Source organism: Flavobacterium sp. RSSB_23 (genome assembly GCF_051547145.1).
In the GTDB taxonomy this organism is placed as follows: domain Bacteria; phylum Bacteroidota; class Bacteroidia; order Flavobacteriales; family Flavobacteriaceae; genus Flavobacterium.
The window spans coordinates 1-16,895 of record NZ_JBPTTO010000019.1; the positions used below are offsets into that span (position 1 = coordinate 1).

General features: G+C 29.5%; 18 protein-coding genes. All 18 read left to right on the forward strand.

Translation table 11 applies throughout. From position 1 onward, the window contains the following. Positions 1 to 624, forward strand: a 624-nt coding sequence (locus tag ACSVH9_RS15685) for a hypothetical protein (RefSeq protein WP_438064521.1), incomplete at its 5' end; no start/stop codon positions are given. A gap of 158 nt (positions 625 to 782) precedes the next feature. Then, the gene (locus ACSVH9_RS15690; RefSeq protein WP_438064522.1) at positions 783 to 1,484 is read left to right on the forward strand and encodes a hypothetical protein; all 702 of its coding nucleotides are present in this window, start codon (positions 783 to 785) and stop codon (positions 1,482 to 1,484) included. A 178-nt stretch (positions 1,485 to 1,662) separates the two neighbouring features. After that, positions 1,663 to 2,487 carry a DUF4261 domain-containing protein gene (locus tag ACSVH9_RS15695; protein ID WP_438064523.1) on the forward strand — a complete coding sequence of 275 codons (825 nt, stop codon included), beginning with the start codon at positions 1,663 to 1,665 and terminating at the stop codon, positions 2,485 to 2,487. Positions 2,488 to 2,664: 177 nt separating this feature from the next. Continuing rightward, on the forward strand, positions 2,665 to 3,219 hold the full coding sequence (locus ACSVH9_RS15700) for a hypothetical protein (protein WP_438064524.1): 555 nt from the start codon (positions 2,665 to 2,667) through the stop codon (positions 3,217 to 3,219). 302 nt (positions 3,220 to 3,521) lie between these two features. Beyond that, positions 3,522 to 4,139, forward strand: coding sequence for a class I SAM-dependent methyltransferase (locus tag ACSVH9_RS15705; RefSeq protein WP_438064525.1), 618 nt, complete (start codon positions 3,522 to 3,524; stop codon positions 4,137 to 4,139). A gap of 178 nt (positions 4,140 to 4,317) precedes the next feature. After that, positions 4,318 to 4,830, forward strand: a complete 513-nt coding sequence (locus ACSVH9_RS15710; protein WP_438064526.1) for a hypothetical protein — start codon at positions 4,318 to 4,320, stop codon at positions 4,828 to 4,830. A 398-nt stretch (positions 4,831 to 5,228) separates the two neighbouring features. Continuing rightward, positions 5,229 to 5,648 carry a hypothetical protein gene (locus tag ACSVH9_RS15715; RefSeq protein WP_438064527.1) on the forward strand — a complete coding sequence of 140 codons (420 nt, stop codon included), beginning with the start codon at positions 5,229 to 5,231 and terminating at the stop codon, positions 5,646 to 5,648. A 1,029-nt stretch (positions 5,649 to 6,677) separates the two neighbouring features. Next, positions 6,678 to 7,145: a hypothetical protein gene (locus ACSVH9_RS15720; RefSeq protein ID WP_438064528.1), complete on the forward strand. Its 468-nt coding sequence runs from the start codon at positions 6,678 to 6,680 to the stop codon at positions 7,143 to 7,145. A 270-nt stretch (positions 7,146 to 7,415) separates the two neighbouring features. Further along, entirely contained in the window at positions 7,416 to 8,258 is an 843-nt protein-coding gene (locus ACSVH9_RS15725; protein WP_438064529.1) for a hypothetical protein, read from the forward strand. 164 nt (positions 8,259 to 8,422) lie between these two features. Then, positions 8,423 to 9,457 (forward strand): hypothetical protein, encoded by a 1,035-nt coding sequence (locus tag ACSVH9_RS15730; protein WP_438064530.1) that lies wholly within the window; start codon positions 8,423 to 8,425, stop codon positions 9,455 to 9,457. Positions 9,458 to 9,632: 175 nt separating this feature from the next. Then, a complete protein-coding gene (locus ACSVH9_RS15735; protein WP_438064531.1) occupies positions 9,633 to 9,986 on the forward strand; it encodes a hypothetical protein in 354 nt (117 codons plus the stop codon). A gap of 686 nt (positions 9,987 to 10,672) precedes the next feature. Then, on the forward strand, positions 10,673 to 11,095 hold the full coding sequence (locus ACSVH9_RS15740) for a hypothetical protein (RefSeq protein ID WP_438064532.1): 423 nt from the start codon (positions 10,673 to 10,675) through the stop codon (positions 11,093 to 11,095). A gap of 188 nt (positions 11,096 to 11,283) precedes the next feature. Continuing rightward, complete coding sequence (locus ACSVH9_RS15745; RefSeq protein WP_438064533.1) at positions 11,284 to 12,240, forward strand: hypothetical protein; 957 nt, start codon at positions 11,284 to 11,286, stop codon at positions 12,238 to 12,240. 172 nt (positions 12,241 to 12,412) lie between these two features. Further along, complete coding sequence (locus tag ACSVH9_RS15750) at positions 12,413 to 13,030, forward strand: immunity protein Imm33 domain-containing protein (protein WP_438064534.1); 618 nt, start codon at positions 12,413 to 12,415, stop codon at positions 13,028 to 13,030. A gap of 152 nt (positions 13,031 to 13,182) precedes the next feature. After that, a complete protein-coding gene (locus ACSVH9_RS15755; protein WP_438064535.1) occupies positions 13,183 to 14,070 on the forward strand; it encodes a hypothetical protein in 888 nt (295 codons plus the stop codon). 154 nt (positions 14,071 to 14,224) lie between these two features. Further along, entirely contained in the window at positions 14,225 to 15,121 is an 897-nt protein-coding gene (locus tag ACSVH9_RS15760) for a hypothetical protein (protein ID WP_438064536.1), read from the forward strand. Positions 15,122 to 15,312: 191 nt separating this feature from the next. Then, positions 15,313 to 15,975, forward strand: coding sequence for a hypothetical protein (locus ACSVH9_RS15765; RefSeq protein ID WP_438064537.1), 663 nt, complete (start codon positions 15,313 to 15,315; stop codon positions 15,973 to 15,975). Positions 15,976 to 15,989: 14 nt separating this feature from the next. Beyond that, a complete protein-coding gene (locus tag ACSVH9_RS15770; protein ID WP_438064538.1) occupies positions 15,990 to 16,763 on the forward strand; it encodes a hypothetical protein in 774 nt (257 codons plus the stop codon). The last annotated feature ends 132 nt before the right edge of the window (positions 16,764 to 16,895 follow it).

The following is a 16,895-nucleotide window of genomic DNA, read 5'->3' on the forward strand; positions in this document are numbered from 1 at the left end:
AAAAAAATCAGTGCTTGGTTTTTATTACTATTAAGTTGTCCATTAGCAATTATGTCAATGACACATATCATAAAAGAATATTCACTTGAAATCACTGAAACTACAACCCCAAAGGAATTTCTTTACAATGTAAAAGTTGACCCAAACATTTATGAACGCGATAAAATAAAAATTCAAAAGTTAGTTGACAGTTTAATAAAAGTTAAAACTGTTGAAAGAAATGCACAATTAGCTTCGAGATATTTTAACGGTAAAACTTATAATGACACAATTGAAAGAGATTGGGCAATTGATTTACCAGCAAAACTTGACTACAAAAAAATAATAGTTGACACACTTTTTTACTCCGAAAATGGGAAAAAGATTATTGCGGGATTATTAATAAACGAAGTATTTAACGAATTTAAAGACTATCCGAAAGGTGGAATTGAATATGAAGGTCGTGGATTTATTTTTAACGAAAATGATTTCAAACCAATAAAGATGTTAGTCTATTCTGTTGGTGGATATGATAATTATGAATCGTGTTCGAACAGATTAAGATATTTTTACTTAAAAAAAATTGGAACTTATGAAGATGAATTCAATATGAATGATGTAAGATTTCTAAATAAAAATAAATAAAGGCCAGCTGCCAACACACGCTACAAGCAAGCTGGGCAATTGGTTTAATTTGAAAATAGTTTGTATTTGATGCATTTGTTTTTAACCGAAAGATTACGCATCTTTAATCCCAGCCTGCGTGTAGCGCGGGAACGTTGGTAGCAATAAATCATAAAATCGTGCAGAAAATAGAATCTTCCGAAATTAACGAATGGTTAGTAAATGCTATAAATTGGCAAAACGATTCACGTCCATTAAAAGTTTTGAATTTTCTTCCAAAATTTGACAATTATGTTGGTGTGACTTGGAAAATTGGTATAATTGAAAATTTTCCTTTCAGTGATTTTATTGCAAATGCGAAATCAGAAGCAGAAATTAAAAATAATAGAGAAATTTGGAATTGTCATCCTCAAGTCTTTGATGAAAATGCAGAATCTCAGTTTGTAGAAATCTCAACAGAAGAAGCCTTAAGGAGATTCAAAATCCCTTACCATGAATATAAAAATGATAGAAAATTACCTTGGAATACAGGAGCAATAAGAATTTTAGAAAGTAAAATCATAGAAAGTTTATCCTTAATAGTGGATAAAATCCCAGAAAATAAAAACCTCATTTTATATTGGGAAGATTATTACAGATACAATATTGAAGATAATTTATTCAAAATTTCTAAAGAAGAATTTTTAAAAGAAATCGAAGATACAGGATTTGACGCAAGTCTGTATTTATATCCTGAAAGTAAAAATTGGTGTTTGATAAATCTCGAAGATTTAGGATTTAATATTTTGGCATTCAATAACAAAATAAAACCTCAAATGGAATTCTTAACAGAAGTGGAAAACTTCAAATTGACTGAAGAAAGTGAGCTGTTTAGATACTAATTTTTACTGCTACCAACACACGCTACAAGCAAGCTGGGCAATTGGCTTAATTTGAAAATAGTTTGTGTTTGATGCATTTGTTTTTAACCGAAAGATTACGCATCTTTAATCCCAGCCTGCGTGTAGCGCGGGAACGTTGTGCGACAGCAATTCAGAACCGAGTAGTTAAAAGAAAAAAATGAAAAAAATATTAATATTAATTATAAGCGGAATTCTAATTATGGGGTTATTTAGTTTTTTAATGAAAGAAAAAAAATCAGAGACAAGTAAAAATATCTTAGGAATGGTACTTTTAGAAGAACCAAATTCATTAGACATAAAAAAAGTTGTCAGTGAGTTAAGAGAAAAATGGAACTTAAAAGTTGATGATAAAGAATCTAGTAATGAAACCTCTGTATTAGTAATCAATGGTTATAATGTTGCAATAGCAAATATGAATATTGCAATTCCTGGTGATGAAATTGAAACAACTGCCGAATATAATTATTTATGGAAAAATGCTAAAGAAGAGGCAACTAAACATAAAGGACATATTATTTTATCAATAATGAACGCTGGAGAGAATCCAGTTGAAGAAAATAAACTTTACACAAAAATCGCTTCATCTGTTTTAAATAATAGTAAATCAATCGGAATATATATCGGAGGTAGAACACTTATACTTAAAAAAGATTTTTACCAATCGCTAACAAATGAAATGAGTGATGAAAGTTTACCCTTGTATAATTGGATATATTTTGGGTTAAGAACAGAGAATGGAAAAAACTCAATGTATACATATGGACTCGCTGATTTCAATAAAACAGAAATTGAAATTATAGAAACAGAACATTCAATGGAAGAAATAAATGAAATAATGTTAAATTTAGTAAACTATATTTTAGTTTCTGACGTAACATTAAAAAATGGTGAAACTATAGGATTTACAGAAGAGCAAAAACTAAAAGTGACGATCTCAAAAGGAAGATTTATTGACGGGAAAACTATTAAAGTCGAATTCTAAACTAACAAATATTTTGCCGATCGCACAACACACGCTACAAGCAAGCTGGGCAATTGGTTTAATTTGAAAATAGTTTGTATTTGATACATTTGTTTTTATCCGAAAGATTACGAATCTTTAATCCCAGCCTGCGTGTAGCGCGGGAACGTTGGCAAACAGTTTAGAAAACCGAAACGAATGAAGTATCTACTACCTAAATCACATAGAATTAAGCATAAAATGTTACAGTTTCTTTCTAAAGAAAGAATGAAAAATGGTGGTTTAAACAAAAAAGAATCGTTTTCATTTACATTAAGAGAAATTGCTGAAAACATTAATGAAAAATACGAAGATGTATATTGCATATCGGATTATTTATATTATAAAAAATTAGTTTATTTTTATGAAAATAAGAATGAAATCACTAACCCTTATTGTTGGGTTTCTGATTCTGGAATTGAATTATTTAGTTCTTTCTCATTAATAAATGATGGTAAAATTTTAAACACTAATTTATACGGAAATATTATATCAATGTTTTTTACAATTATTTTAGGAACCATAACTATAATTACCGTTTATTCAAGTGATCAAAAAACTAAAGAATTAGAGATAAAATTAAACGGACTACAAAAGCAAAACACACTGATTGAAAAACAATTATTAAACCTATCCAAAGAGAAGTCAATGGAAAGTAATTCCGACGACACCAAGGTAGATTATCAAACCAAAACTCAAAAGCGCGATAAATAGAGACTTTTCTGTTTTTATTCCACAAATAAAATTTATTAAACATAACAAAATAATTTAAAAATAATACTTCCGACTTCAAAGCGGTGCGGAAGTGAAACCGAAAATTGGAATAAATAAAAAACCGATTTGCCAACACACGCTACAAGCAATTTGGGTATTAGGCATAATGGAAAAATTGGTTTGTATTTGGAAGATTTGGCAAATCAGAAGAATGGGCTTAATTTAGTCCCAAACTGCGTGTAGCGCGGGAACGTTGGCAGAAACCCTTGAAGAAAAACGAAACGTAAAAGAAAATCTAAAATATGGAAACAACTAGAAAAAATCATTGGGAAACAGTTTACGAAACTAAAAACCCGAACGAAGTAAGTTGGACTCAAGAAATTCCGAAAACTTCATTAGATTTTATAAAATCGTTTGATTTAACAAAGAAATCTAAAATCATTGATATTGGTGGTGGAGATAGTAAACTTGTAGATTTTCTAATCGAAGAAGGTTTTGAGAATATAACTGTTTTAGACATTTCCGCAAAAGCAATCGAGAAAGCGAAAGCACGATTAGGAGTAAATGCGGAAAAAGTAAATTGGGTTGTAAGTGATATAACAGAATTTGAACCAAATGAAACTTTTGAAGTTTGGCACGACAGAGCAACTTTTCATTTTTTGACGAGTAAAGAGCAAATTCAAAAATATATGGAAACTGCAAGAAAATCAGTTTCAGGATATTTAACAGTTGGAACCTTTTCTGAAAACGGACCGAAAAAATGTAGCGGTTTAGACATAAAACAATATAGCGAAGAAACATTAACCGCTGAAATGGAGAATGGATTTGAAAAAATAAAATGTGTAACCGAAGACCATATAACTCCTTTTGAAACAAAACAGAATTTTATTTTTTGTAGTTTTAAGCGACAACTAAACTAGCAAAAAGGGCTATCTGCCAACACACGCTACAAGCAAGCTGGGCAATTGGCTTAATTTGAAAATAGTTTGTATTTGATACAATTGTTTTTAACCGAAAGATTACGCATCTTTAATCCCAGCCTGCGTGTAGCGCGGGAACGTTAGCGGTCAGTTTAGCAGTAAATCAGAAACTTCACGTATGAAAAGAATAATTAGTATTTTAATTTTGTCATCTTTTTTGAGTTTCATTGCTTGTAAAAATTCGACAGAAAACGAAATAAGAAATAAATATATTGCTGAATGGAAATCGACAAAAAAACCAATTCCATATACTGCTACTTTAAAGATAAATAATGACAATACATTTGACTTTTTTAGTGGAGCTTGTATGTCACGCTCAAATTCTAAAGGAAAATGGAGAATTGAAAATGACACAATTATATTGAATAGTTTTAAACCCAAAAACTGTTGTTTTTTAATTGTTTTTGGTGGAAACTGTGAAAAATATGGAAAAATTGGCAAAAACTATATGTTTAAAAAATCATTTAAAGATTGCGATATAAAAACCGAAGACTTATATGATGTATTCGAAAACACTAAATTCTACATTAAAAACGAAAAACTAGTTTTTAAAAAGAGTAAGATAAATGATTGTGAAGATTTAGAAAAATGGAATAATGATTTTGTACTTGGAAAAACTAGTATGAAATAAAAAACCGAACCGCCAACAGCTACTACAACGGATTTGGGCAATTGGCTTAATAGGAAAATGGTTTTGTATTTGGCAGTTTAGTGACAACCGAAAAATAAATCTTAATTTAGAACCCAAACCCGCTGTAGTACCAGAACGTTAGCACCAATTTTATGAAACAACAACTAATAATCTACATAGGACTAATATTGACAATGACAAGTTGTTCTATGTTCAATGTTGATTCACGAGATAAGCCGAACTCAACAAATGAATATTATTTTCCGTCATTAAGTGCTGAATTTACAAAAAGACAAAATGACTGTATACATAAAAAGGAATTTCCGTGTAATTTTCCTGAACCAAATGACACTTTAAATAAATTTGTAAACCAATGGTATTCAAAGCATTTAAAAAGCATGAAAGAACCAATACTTTACAAATTGAAGAATGAAGACAAAAAAACAATCAGGTTTACACATTTAGGAACTTGGTCAAATCCTGTTTCATACAGAATAGAAAACAGCAATGGACAAATAACTTTAACATACTGCAAGACAAAAGGACTTGGTGGTTATGACGCTGGACGGAGAATTAAACACGAACAAAAAATAATAAAATCAGAAACTTGGAATAAGATATTGGAGAAAATTGATAGTGTAAAATTTTGGAGTATAGAAACCCACGACCCAAATATTGCACTTGATGGTGAAGAATGGATTTTAGAGGTCTTGATAGATAGACAGTATCACTTTGTGACACGAAATAGTCCAGAAAATTATGGAGCACAAGAGTATGCTGAATTGTGTAAACTTGTGCTGAATACATACAAAGAATAGAAAAACTGGTGCTAACAGCTACTACAACGGATTTGGGCAATTGGCTTAATGGAAAAATGGTTTTGTATTTGGTAGTTCAGTGATAACCGAAAAATAAATCTTAATTTAGAACCCAAACCCGCTGTAGTACCAGAACGTTACAGGGCAGTTATGCCGAAATTACGCAGATAATAGCAATCAGAAAATAAGCATTTGTTTCCGCAAGAAGTTTAAAAAGCAGAAGCGTGAAAGTTGGAGTCGCTAACAGAAGTGTAAAAATTGGATTTTGTCAACCGAAACTTGATGAAAGCTGAAGCCTGAAAATCGGAATCTGACAACAAAAGCTTAAAAGTTATGTATAATTTGAATTAACTAACAGAAAAAAAACTTGAATGGAATACTGGCCAAAACATTTATTATCCTATTTCTTAACAACTGTTTTAAGTAACATAATTTTTGTAATCTACCTAAAAACAACTAATTATTCTGGAGGCGAAATTGGGATGGTACCACTAATAACAATGTTGAATGCGATTATCACATCTGCTATTTCGTTAATCATATTAATTTGTCTAAGAATATTTAGTATTAAAGTTTCTATTTTTATAAGTTTAACAATATTTAGTTTAGTATCAACTTCAGTTCTTTTTATTTACTTTAAAATAAATCCATTTGAAGGGTATCTATCAGATGTTGACTTAATGGCTTTATTAAGCGTAATTGTTGCTAGCTTATTAACTTGCTTATTTTATTTTATTAAGAAAAACATCGACTAATTAAGATGCTACAAAGAAAGTTGGAGTTAACAATAGAAACTTAAAATTGGATTTAGCAAACAGAAGCGTTAAAGTTTTGTGTGAAAATCGTAATTTCGACAAAATAACCGCCCTGTAACACACGCTACAAGCAAGCTGGGCTATTGGCTTAATTTGAAAATAGTTTGTATTTGATACATTTGTTTTTAACCGAAAGATTACGCATCTTTAATCCCAGCCTGCGTGTAGCGCGGGAACGTTAGGCATCAGTTTAAAGAACCGAAATACAGAAAATATGTCATCAATAATAGACGAAATAAACAATTTACATAGTTCTCTAAAAGCAATAGTTCTAAACATCTTTTTAATCCCATTTTGGTACGTTGCTATTTATCTTTTCAATAATGAATTTTATAAATCTGCTGACAATTTAATAATGTTAGCAATGTGTATTGTTTTAAGTCTTGTATCTACTTTTCTGACATCTGTAATGTTTTACAAAGCAGACGAAGAAGTAAAAGATGATTCTGAAGAAGATTGGTATATTATTGATTTGTTTTCTAACTCTATCTCACTTCTTTGTACTTGGCTTTCTTTCCTAATTTTTACAGTTTATTCACTTGGATTTTTATTTAATGTTTATATATATTTCTATTGGTTTTTAGTAATTTACTTTTTCCCTTTAATCACTTTTAATTTATTTTTTGCAATTGAAAAATACTATGAAAATAAGAGCAAAAACAAGAGTAAAAGCACAAAATAAAAAAAATATTTTTAAACGTCTTTTCATAATATATTTTTTAAAATACTTCCAACTTAAAAGTGGTGTGGAAGCGAAACCGACAAGAAAACCGAATGCCTAACAGCTACTACAACGGATTTGGGCAATAGGCTTAATGGGAAAATGGTTTTGTGTTTGGATGTTTAGTGATAACCGAAAAATAAATCTTAATTTAGAACCCAAACCCGCTGTAGTACCAGAACGTTGGTGGCAATACAACCAAAAAAATTCATAAAACAACAACATAGAAAAATGAAAATCAAAGTATTTATATTTATTGCATTTATATTCTCTCTCTCAATTTTTTCACAAACTACAAATGAAAAATATTTAAAAGCCGACAATTTTCTAAAGGAAAATAATATTTCTGAAGCTTATAAAATATATAAAGAAATTAAACCTCAAATTCAGAAAAACGACACTTTATACAAATATGTTATTTGGTATTATGTTGGAGTAACAACTGAATTAGAAAAAACATTTAGACTTAAAGAAGATTTTAATAATTCACTAAATTATGGTTTAGAAGCTTTATCTCTAATACAAGAAAATAAAGGATTTTTTGACCAAGTATTTGCCGAAAAAGAACCTTGGATGACAAAAAACATTATAGTTTCATATTTTGGTTTAGGAAAAATTGAAGAAGCAAAAAAATATAAAGATATTCTATATAAAGACTACAAAGAAAAAACTTTACCAAAAGGAATTGATGAATATTTTAATTACGATTTCTTTAAACTAAAAGACAAAAATATTTGGGGATATGAATGGTATCCAGAATTACCTGATGATAGATTTTCAAGTAGTTTTACAAAAATAGTTTATTACGTTTATAGTACAAATCCAGACGGAACAGACAAAGACCAACTAGTCAGATTTCACGTTTTAATGTATCATCAAGACGGTAAAAACGCAAAATTTGATTATTTGTTAGAGCGACAAATTGAGACGGATGAGGCAACAATAAGTGGCTCATATTATCAATACACTTACAAAAAAGACATTGATTATAAAAAACTAAGAGAAAACATAACTGAGATAATAACAAAGGAGATTGAACCAAGTAGTAGAAGAACAATATCTAAAAAGAGATAAGTACTGCCACCAACACACGCTACAACGGATTTGGGCAATTGGCTCAATGGAAAGTTGGTTTTGTATTTGTGATGATTTGGCAAACCCGAATAATGGGCTTAATTTAGTCCCAAACCCGCTGTAGCGCGAGAACGTTAGCAGATATTTTAAGAAAAATCGTAAAAATGAACAACACCTATTTATTTATTATATTTTTCCAATTTGGATTATTATTTTCTCAAAATACAAAAATTGATAAAAAACAAATAATTCCCAGAGAGATTGATTTTAATGGTAATGTAAAAAAAATTACTTTAAAAGTCTTTGACTTAAATAGAAAGGAAGAAAAAATTGACACAACTAAAGCTATTTCTGAAATATATTTTTCGAAATTAAAAAAAATACTCAAAATAAATAAATTCGACAAATCATTAGACAATTTATGGAATATAACTGAATTTGATGATTTAGAAAGAATTAAAAAAATTTCAAGAAAAAATGAAGGCAAAATGTTTAATGCTGTTATTCAATATTTTTCTACTGAAAATGAATTTCCTGATTCAACTATTATAGACTTTAATGAAAATTATATAGAAAAATATATAAATTATTTTAAGAATAGTTTAGTGATAAAACAGGAACATTTTGTTAATGATTTATTACAAGATTATCGATTATACAAATACAACGAGAAAAATCAATTAATTGAAGACTTATATCTTAATCCTGAAAATGATTCTGATGAAACTGTTGTTTCTAAAGCAGATAATCAGTTATCAATTTATCCAGAAAGACTAACAAAATATGAATATAAAGTAATAAAAGATACATTAATTTCTATAAAAATTCGACCAAAATATAATTTGAAAGAAGTAACAAAAAAAATAAAAACTAAAAAATATTCTCTTGAAATCACAGAAGAATATGATAATGATTTTTTCAAAAACTCAAGGTTAATTTATACATACAAAGATTCAACAAATTATTTATCATATTACTTCAAAAATAAAAATGAAATTAGAGACTACTACAAAACTACGAGTACAGAAAAAAATATAATTTCAAAATGGAAAACCGAAGGATATGGAAATAATGAAGAACGTATTGAAATAATCAAAATAGATGTCATTTCTGATAAATATAAAAATTGGATTAGAAGAACTTATTCTAAAGCAAACCAGACTACACGAATAATTGAAAGAGAAATCGAATATTATTGAAAACAAGAAAAACATCTGCTAACACACGCTACAAGCAATTTGGGCATTTGGCTTAATAGAAAAATTGGTTTGTATTTGGAAGATTTGGCAAATCCGAATAATGGGCTTAATTTAGTCCCAAACTGCGTGTAGCGCGGGGACGTTAGCAGTTATTAGAACAACTTAAGTCATTACCATGAAGACAATAAAAAAAATCTGGCCTTTTATATTTCTTTTATTTGTATTAATCTTCAGCACCATTTATAGTATTATAAATGGAATTTATGAAAATAAAAAGGCTTACAATTTTCAAATCACAAAACTGGAATCTACACCGACAAGTAGATTAATATTTTATGATGGAAAAAATGAAATTACACTCTGGAACTATACAGTTATGAATAATGAAGGAGTTCAAGTGGGTGATTATCTAATTAAAGGCAAATGTTCTGAATTTCTTTTTATAAATAGAAAAAATGAGAGCGGTGAATTTATTGAAATAACTAAATCAAATAATGATAGCTATTTTGCTAACCTAATGTGTGATTAGTAACAACTGCTAACACACGCTACAAGCAAGCTGGGCAATTGGCTTAATTTGAAAATAGTTTATGTTTGATGCATTTGTTTTTAACCGAAAGATTACGCATCTTTAATCCCAGCCTGCGTGTAGCGCGGGAACGTTATAGGGCAGTTGATCCGAAATTACGCAGGCAAATCCAATTTGAAAACAAACAGTTGTTTCCGCCGCAAGTTTACAAAGCAGAAGCGTGAAAATTGGAGGCGCCAGCAAACATTGAAAATAGGATTCTAACGAGAAGCAAACGAAAAACGGAAGTGTGAAAACGGAAGTGTGAAAATTGGACTTTGCTAACAGAAGCGTGAAAAACTGAAGTGTAAAAACGAAACTTATCAAGAGAAACTTGAAAAGCAAACTCTAAAGAAAATGAACAGGCAAAGCAAACCTGAAATTGGGACTCTCCTACTCTAACGTAAAAAAATGAAAAAGTGTGAAAGCTGGAATTGGCCAACAGAAGCGTAAAAAATTTGCGGTTTAATTGTAATTTCGACTAAACAACCGCCCTATAACACACGCTACAAGCAAGCTGGGCAATTGGCTTAATTTGAAAATAGTTTGTGTTTGATGCATTTGTTTTTAACCGAAAGATTACGCATCTTTAATCCCAGCCTGCGTGTAGCGCGGGAACGTTATGAGCTATTTGTAAACCATTGAAAATGAAAATAAATATAGTTATAATCACATTTTTATTTACAATCGGAAGTTATTCTCAAACTTTGAAAAATGATTGGGAAAATTTCAAAGTAAAAAATTGGAAAGTTGAAGCCGAAAAAGGATTCAAATTTTTGGGAAGAGAATTACAAGGACAAATTCATTTCAAAAACATAAATGACTCAAATAAAAAAGTTACTTATTATGTGTTCTTACGGTCAGAAAAAAATTATGAGTTAGAAAAAGAACTTTTGAATTATTATTATATTCAATCTTGCATTTATGAAGATGCAAAAGTTTTACAGTTTGGTTCATTCAATAAAGGAAAATATTTTTATGCTCTAAAACCTTGTTATCAATTTAACTTAAAAAATGAAGAAGAATGCCGAAAGTTAGCCACTGAAATTTTCTCATTTTCAGACAAATAAAGCAAACAGCTCATAACAGCTACTACAACGGATTTGGGCATTAGGCTTAATGGGAAAATGGTTTTGTATTTGGCAGTTTAGAGATAACCGAAAAATAAATCTTACTTTAGTCCCAAACCCGCTGTAGTACCAGAACGTTGGCAGTAATTATCCCACCGAACGGAGAAAAATAATAGTTAAAACAAGAAATGAAGAAAATAATTTTACTCTTTTTACTCACATTAATTTACAGTTGTGAAACAAAATCTCAAACTGTAATTATTCCGAACAAAGTTGAAATAAAAAATTTAGAAAATAAAATAGTTGTTAAAGGAACGAGAGTTTTAATTGATAAATCTGCAAATTATTCTTATTACAATGAATTAAAAAGATTTCAAAAAGACCAGAATAATTTCTTTCAAGTAATTGAATATATTGGACAAGATTGCGATGCAATTATTGAGAAAACTTCAAATAAAATTGATGAATTGCAAAATAAAGGAGGAAATATAAGAGTTAAAAAGAAATTTAAATTAGGTGAATACAACGCTTACTTTGGAATTGCTCCACAAGGTGAAACGGAACAAATTTTTCTTGTCTTTGGCGATAAATCATTTGCAGTTATGGTTGCAGGAATTTATCCGAATAAAGACTTAGAAAGAAAAGAAATTATGGATTTAGTTTTAAGTTCATACTACAATAAAGGTTTAAAAGTTAATGTTGAGGATAATCTTTATTATTCTGTGGAACTAAATAATTCTGAATTTAAAATTAGTAGTGTTTCATTAAATATTGGAACCTATACAATAGGCGGAGAAAAACTAACAGATTACAGTAATAACTTTGTAATCAGCACGATTCCAAACTCGAAAGATTTTGACATAAAAGCTTACAGTGATAAATTAATATATAAATACCAAAATAATATATACAAAGAGAAAAGTATTAATATTAAAATTTTATCAGGCGACGAATATAAAGAAGGAGAAAATAGAATAATAAAAACTGAAATGCTTGGAGAATTGAACGGTAAAAAACAGAAGATTTATCAATTCATCAAATCAACTCCAAAAGGAATTTATTTATTCATCGGAACAGATTTCACAGAAAATTTTGTACACACAAATGAATTCAAAAAAATTGCTAAAAACATAAGTATAAAATAACTACTGCCAACACACGCTACAAGCAAGCTGGGCAATGGGTTTAATTAAAAAAATAGTTTGTATTTGTTACATTTGTTTTTAACCGAAAGATTACGCATCTTTAATCCCAGCCTGCGTGTAGCGCGGGAACGTTAGCGGTCAGTTTAAGAAGCCGAAGCGAAAACGACAAAATATGAATATCGAAAGAAAGCAATTAATAGAATTATGCGACAAGTTTCTTAAAGATGAAATTCAAAAAATTGATTTGTCAAATTTTGCTTGGAATTGTATAGCTTCAGACGAAATTGATTGGGATGAAAATGACGAAATAATTTCTAAAACAATTTTTGATTGGGATAACGAAGAAATAAAATTTCCAATCAATAAAATAAATATGAAACTGTGGAAAAATAGGCTTGAAAACGATGTGGACGAATTAATGGATTATAACAGTTGGAATGTTCACATTGAAAAACAAAAAGAAATCTGTGGAAAATATGGTTCAAATTGGAAGCCCATCAATAAAACACTTAACATTGGTATTTCAGAAAATTTAGATTTAGGCACATTAAATGGATTAAGACACAGAACCAAAAAAGGCGAAGTTTGTTGGTTTATTTGGAGCGGAGAATATTCGGAAGACGACAATTTTTTTCAACCGATTTGTGCTGAACATTTAATGCAGAGAAAACCAAAACTAATTGACTATTTAGGACTTGACGCAGGATTTAGATTTCTAATAACCGAAAATGGCTATGAAGATGTTTGGTTTGACGAAAAACTGTTGGAAATAGAAAAACCGAACCGCTAACACACGCTACAAGCAAGCTGGGCAATTGGTTTAATTTGAAAATAGTTTGTATTTGATACATTTGTTTTTAACTGAAATAATACGCATCTTTAATCCCAGCCTGCGTGTAGCGCGGGAACGTTAGCTGCAAGCGCCAAAAAAAATCGATAAAAATGAAAAAAACTGTATTCCTATTTATCTTTCTTATAAATTTTATTACTGTAAAAGCAGATTGTTCCTCATCTGGAATTAGTGTTTGGCCAAAACAACAAAATATTGCATCAAACTCTATTTTTGTGATACAAGGATATGCCCAATCTCAAGAATTAATCAGACACCTTAATATAAAAAACAAAATCTATTTGAAATGTAATTCTGAAATTATTCTTTTAAAAGTTTTAAAAATATTAGAAGGCCAATATAGTTTAACTCAAGCAGTTTTAAAACCTGAAAAAAAACTCATTAGCGGTAAAACTTACGAATTAAAGATTGACAATCTTGGAATATTTGAAAAAGATGATTTAGAAATTACAAAATGGACTGTTAACTCTGAAAATGATATTAAAAAGCCAGAATGGAACTGTAAACCAACATACTTAGGATTGACTTATGAACGCTATGGATGTGGGCCTGAAAAATCTGTAAACTTTTGTGGAAAATATAAAGACAATTCTCCAACATTAATTTATGCAAGAGTTTTGAACAAAAAGACAAAAATAAGTTCCGATTATTTTATTACATCAGAAGATCAAAAAATTTCATTAGGACACGGAATGTGTAGTGGTGAGTTCGCTTTCGATGATAATACTAATTACGAAGTGCAATTTGGATTAATGGATGCAAGTGGGAATGAGAATTTAAAATTAACAGAACCTTTTGTTTTTTCAAGCCCGACAGAAGAAAATGAATCAGAGAAAGAAATAAAATGTAATTGTGAAAACACAAAATCAAATACTGATGCAAATAATAAAACAAAATTATTAGTCTACTCTTTGATTGGAATTGGATTAATTGCATTTGGAATAATAATTTACACTAAAAGAAAAAAAGCCAGCAGCTAACACACGCTACAAGCAAGCTGGGCAATTGGTTTAATTTGAAAATAGTCTGTATTTGATGCATTTGTTTTTAACCGAAAGATTCCGCATCTTTAATCCCAGCCTGCGTGTAGCGCGGGAACGTTACCAGCAACCTTAAAGAACTACACAGTAAACAATGGCAACAGACGGAATTAAAATAATTGACGGAGATTTAGCAAGAGATACTTACGACCAAATTATGGACTTGTATGACAGTGACGCAAACATTGAAACCATAATAAAAGAAGTTCCTTTTGTTAAAGGCGACTATGGACCAGACACCGACTTTTACCACGAAATATTTGTAACATCTTATGCCATGGCATTTTGGGAAATCGGAGAAATGACAGACGAAATCCTTAATGAAGTAAAACGAGTTATTGATTTAAAAGCTGGGGTTAAAGTTTGGACAGAAGAATGTGATGAAAATGAAGGCAAGAAAAGACAAAAAGAACTTGATAAGCTTTTAAAGAAAATTTCCGAACCAAATCAAAAAATCAGAAAACGAAAAAAATATAAGTTAATAAAGAACTTTTATTTTCAACCTGACGATGTATTGGCTTTCCAACTTTCTGACAAAAATTATTACGCTGTAATTTGTGCCAAAGTTACTCAACAGCGTGGACAATGCACTTATGACCTTGTGGCAACAACTTATAAAGACAAAACAAAGCCGACAATAGACGATTTAAAAAATTGTTTCATTGCTGGTCGTAAAATCGGCTCTGGTCTTGACACCGAAACTACTTTATCATATCAGCCAAACGTTGACGAAATTTGGCGTTATGTAAAACAAGACAATTTTATTTTTGGACTACCTTATCATTTGGTTACTCATAGAGATTTTATATCATTTAAAGATAAGTTTGAAGTTGTTGGTAAACTTAAAATAAAAGAGAGTTTCAAACGAGACGGTGGTTACGGTTATGAAACTTCATTTGACAGATTTGAAAGTATATTCAGCGACCTTGACAACCATATGAAAGTATTCAGCGAACAAAAATATCCAGTAACCCTACTTTGTGAAATATAACGACAGAAAGAAAGGCAGCTGGTAACAGCTACTACAACGGATTTGGGCAATTGGCTTAATGGGAAAATGGTTTTGTATTTGGCAGTTTTGTGATAACCGAAAAATAAATCTTAATTTAGAACCCAAACCCGCTGTAGTACCAGAACGTTGGCAGAGATTTTCGAACACCAAAGAAAATCCGCATATTAAAGATGAAAAAAGTAACGTTAATATTAATCTTAGTAATACTTTCAAGTTGTCAAAATAATCAAAAAGACAAGTTTGACGAAGGAATTTATTGTCTTAAATCTTATTTTGATAAAGATAATTTTGAGAATAGATATATTGAAGACTTTCTAGTAAAAGTCACTGAAGATAAAATAATTAGCTACGGCACCGTAAATACTTGGGGGCGTATTTCAAACCGTAACTTTGAATCTGAAAAAAAACTAAAAATTAATGATTCAATAATATTACAAACAACCCATATAGGATTTGGAGGTGACAATTTTACAACACAAAAATATATTAAATTAAAAAATTGTGATAAAATAGTTGACAAGAACGGAATAAATAGAGAAGAATTTGTAAAATATTTGAATAGAAATCTAATTGCAGGAGAATACAAATTTAAAAACACAAATATTGAATTTACAGAAAATGGACAAATTAAAAATTTAGATAGTTTAAAGACATTTTCTGTGAACCCAAGGTTTGGAACTTGTTGGTGGTATGATTATAGAACCATTGAAATTAACAATGAGATTTGGAAATTTACATTCACAAAAAAAAATCTGATTCTTACCAAGTATTTAAAACGTGAAGACGAAGAACATGGGAAATTAAGTAACATAAAAATAGTGCTTAACCGATAAAAAAAACGCAGAAAATGAGACAAATTAAATGTATAGTATTGATATTTTTTTCTGTTTTATTTTTTCAATGTAATCAGGAAAAAAACGTTGAAAAAAAACCAAAAGAAGAAATCTTAATTGCTGAACATATTTATGAATTAGGTGATGACTATACTAAATTAGAACTTTACAAAGACAGTTCTTATATTTTTACAATAAGACAAATAAGTTCACATTATGAAAAGATTGAAAAATATAATGGTAAATATTTAATAGATAAAGACACAATTCAGTTTTTAGAATATGGTTTTCAGTATTTAGATTGTAAAAATGCTGTCTTAAAAAATAACTTTATTGAATTTCTTAATGGAAAAATGCCGTTGAAACTAAAATTAAAAATGGCAAAAATTAATCTTAATAACAGTTCAGATTTATTAAATAATCCAAAATTTGCTTTTTTTACTTATAGCCCAAATTACTACAATTACTTTTCAGAAAATGTAAAATCATATGACTTAAAGAAAGTTGATTTAAAAACTGTCGATGAAATCCTGGTTAAATGTATTGAAGAAAATCCAACAAGATTAACACGACAATTAAGTAAATATAACAAACAATGCATTGCTGTTAAAAATTCAAAAAATGAGATTGAAGTTTTAGTATTTTGCAGATGTAACGGTAATTTTGATAAAGAAGAATTTAAGTATCAAATAAACCAAGTTAATGATGGTGGTGATTGTTATTTTGGAGTAAAACTAAATCTAACAAAGAAAAGTTATTCAGAACTAAATATAAATGGAAGAGCGTAAAAAAACCTCTGCCAACACACGCTACAAGCAAACTGGGCATTTGGCTTAATGGAAAAATTGGTTTGTATTTGGAAGATTTGGCAAATCCGAAGAATGGGCTTAATTTAGTCCCAGCCTGCGTGTAGCGCGGGG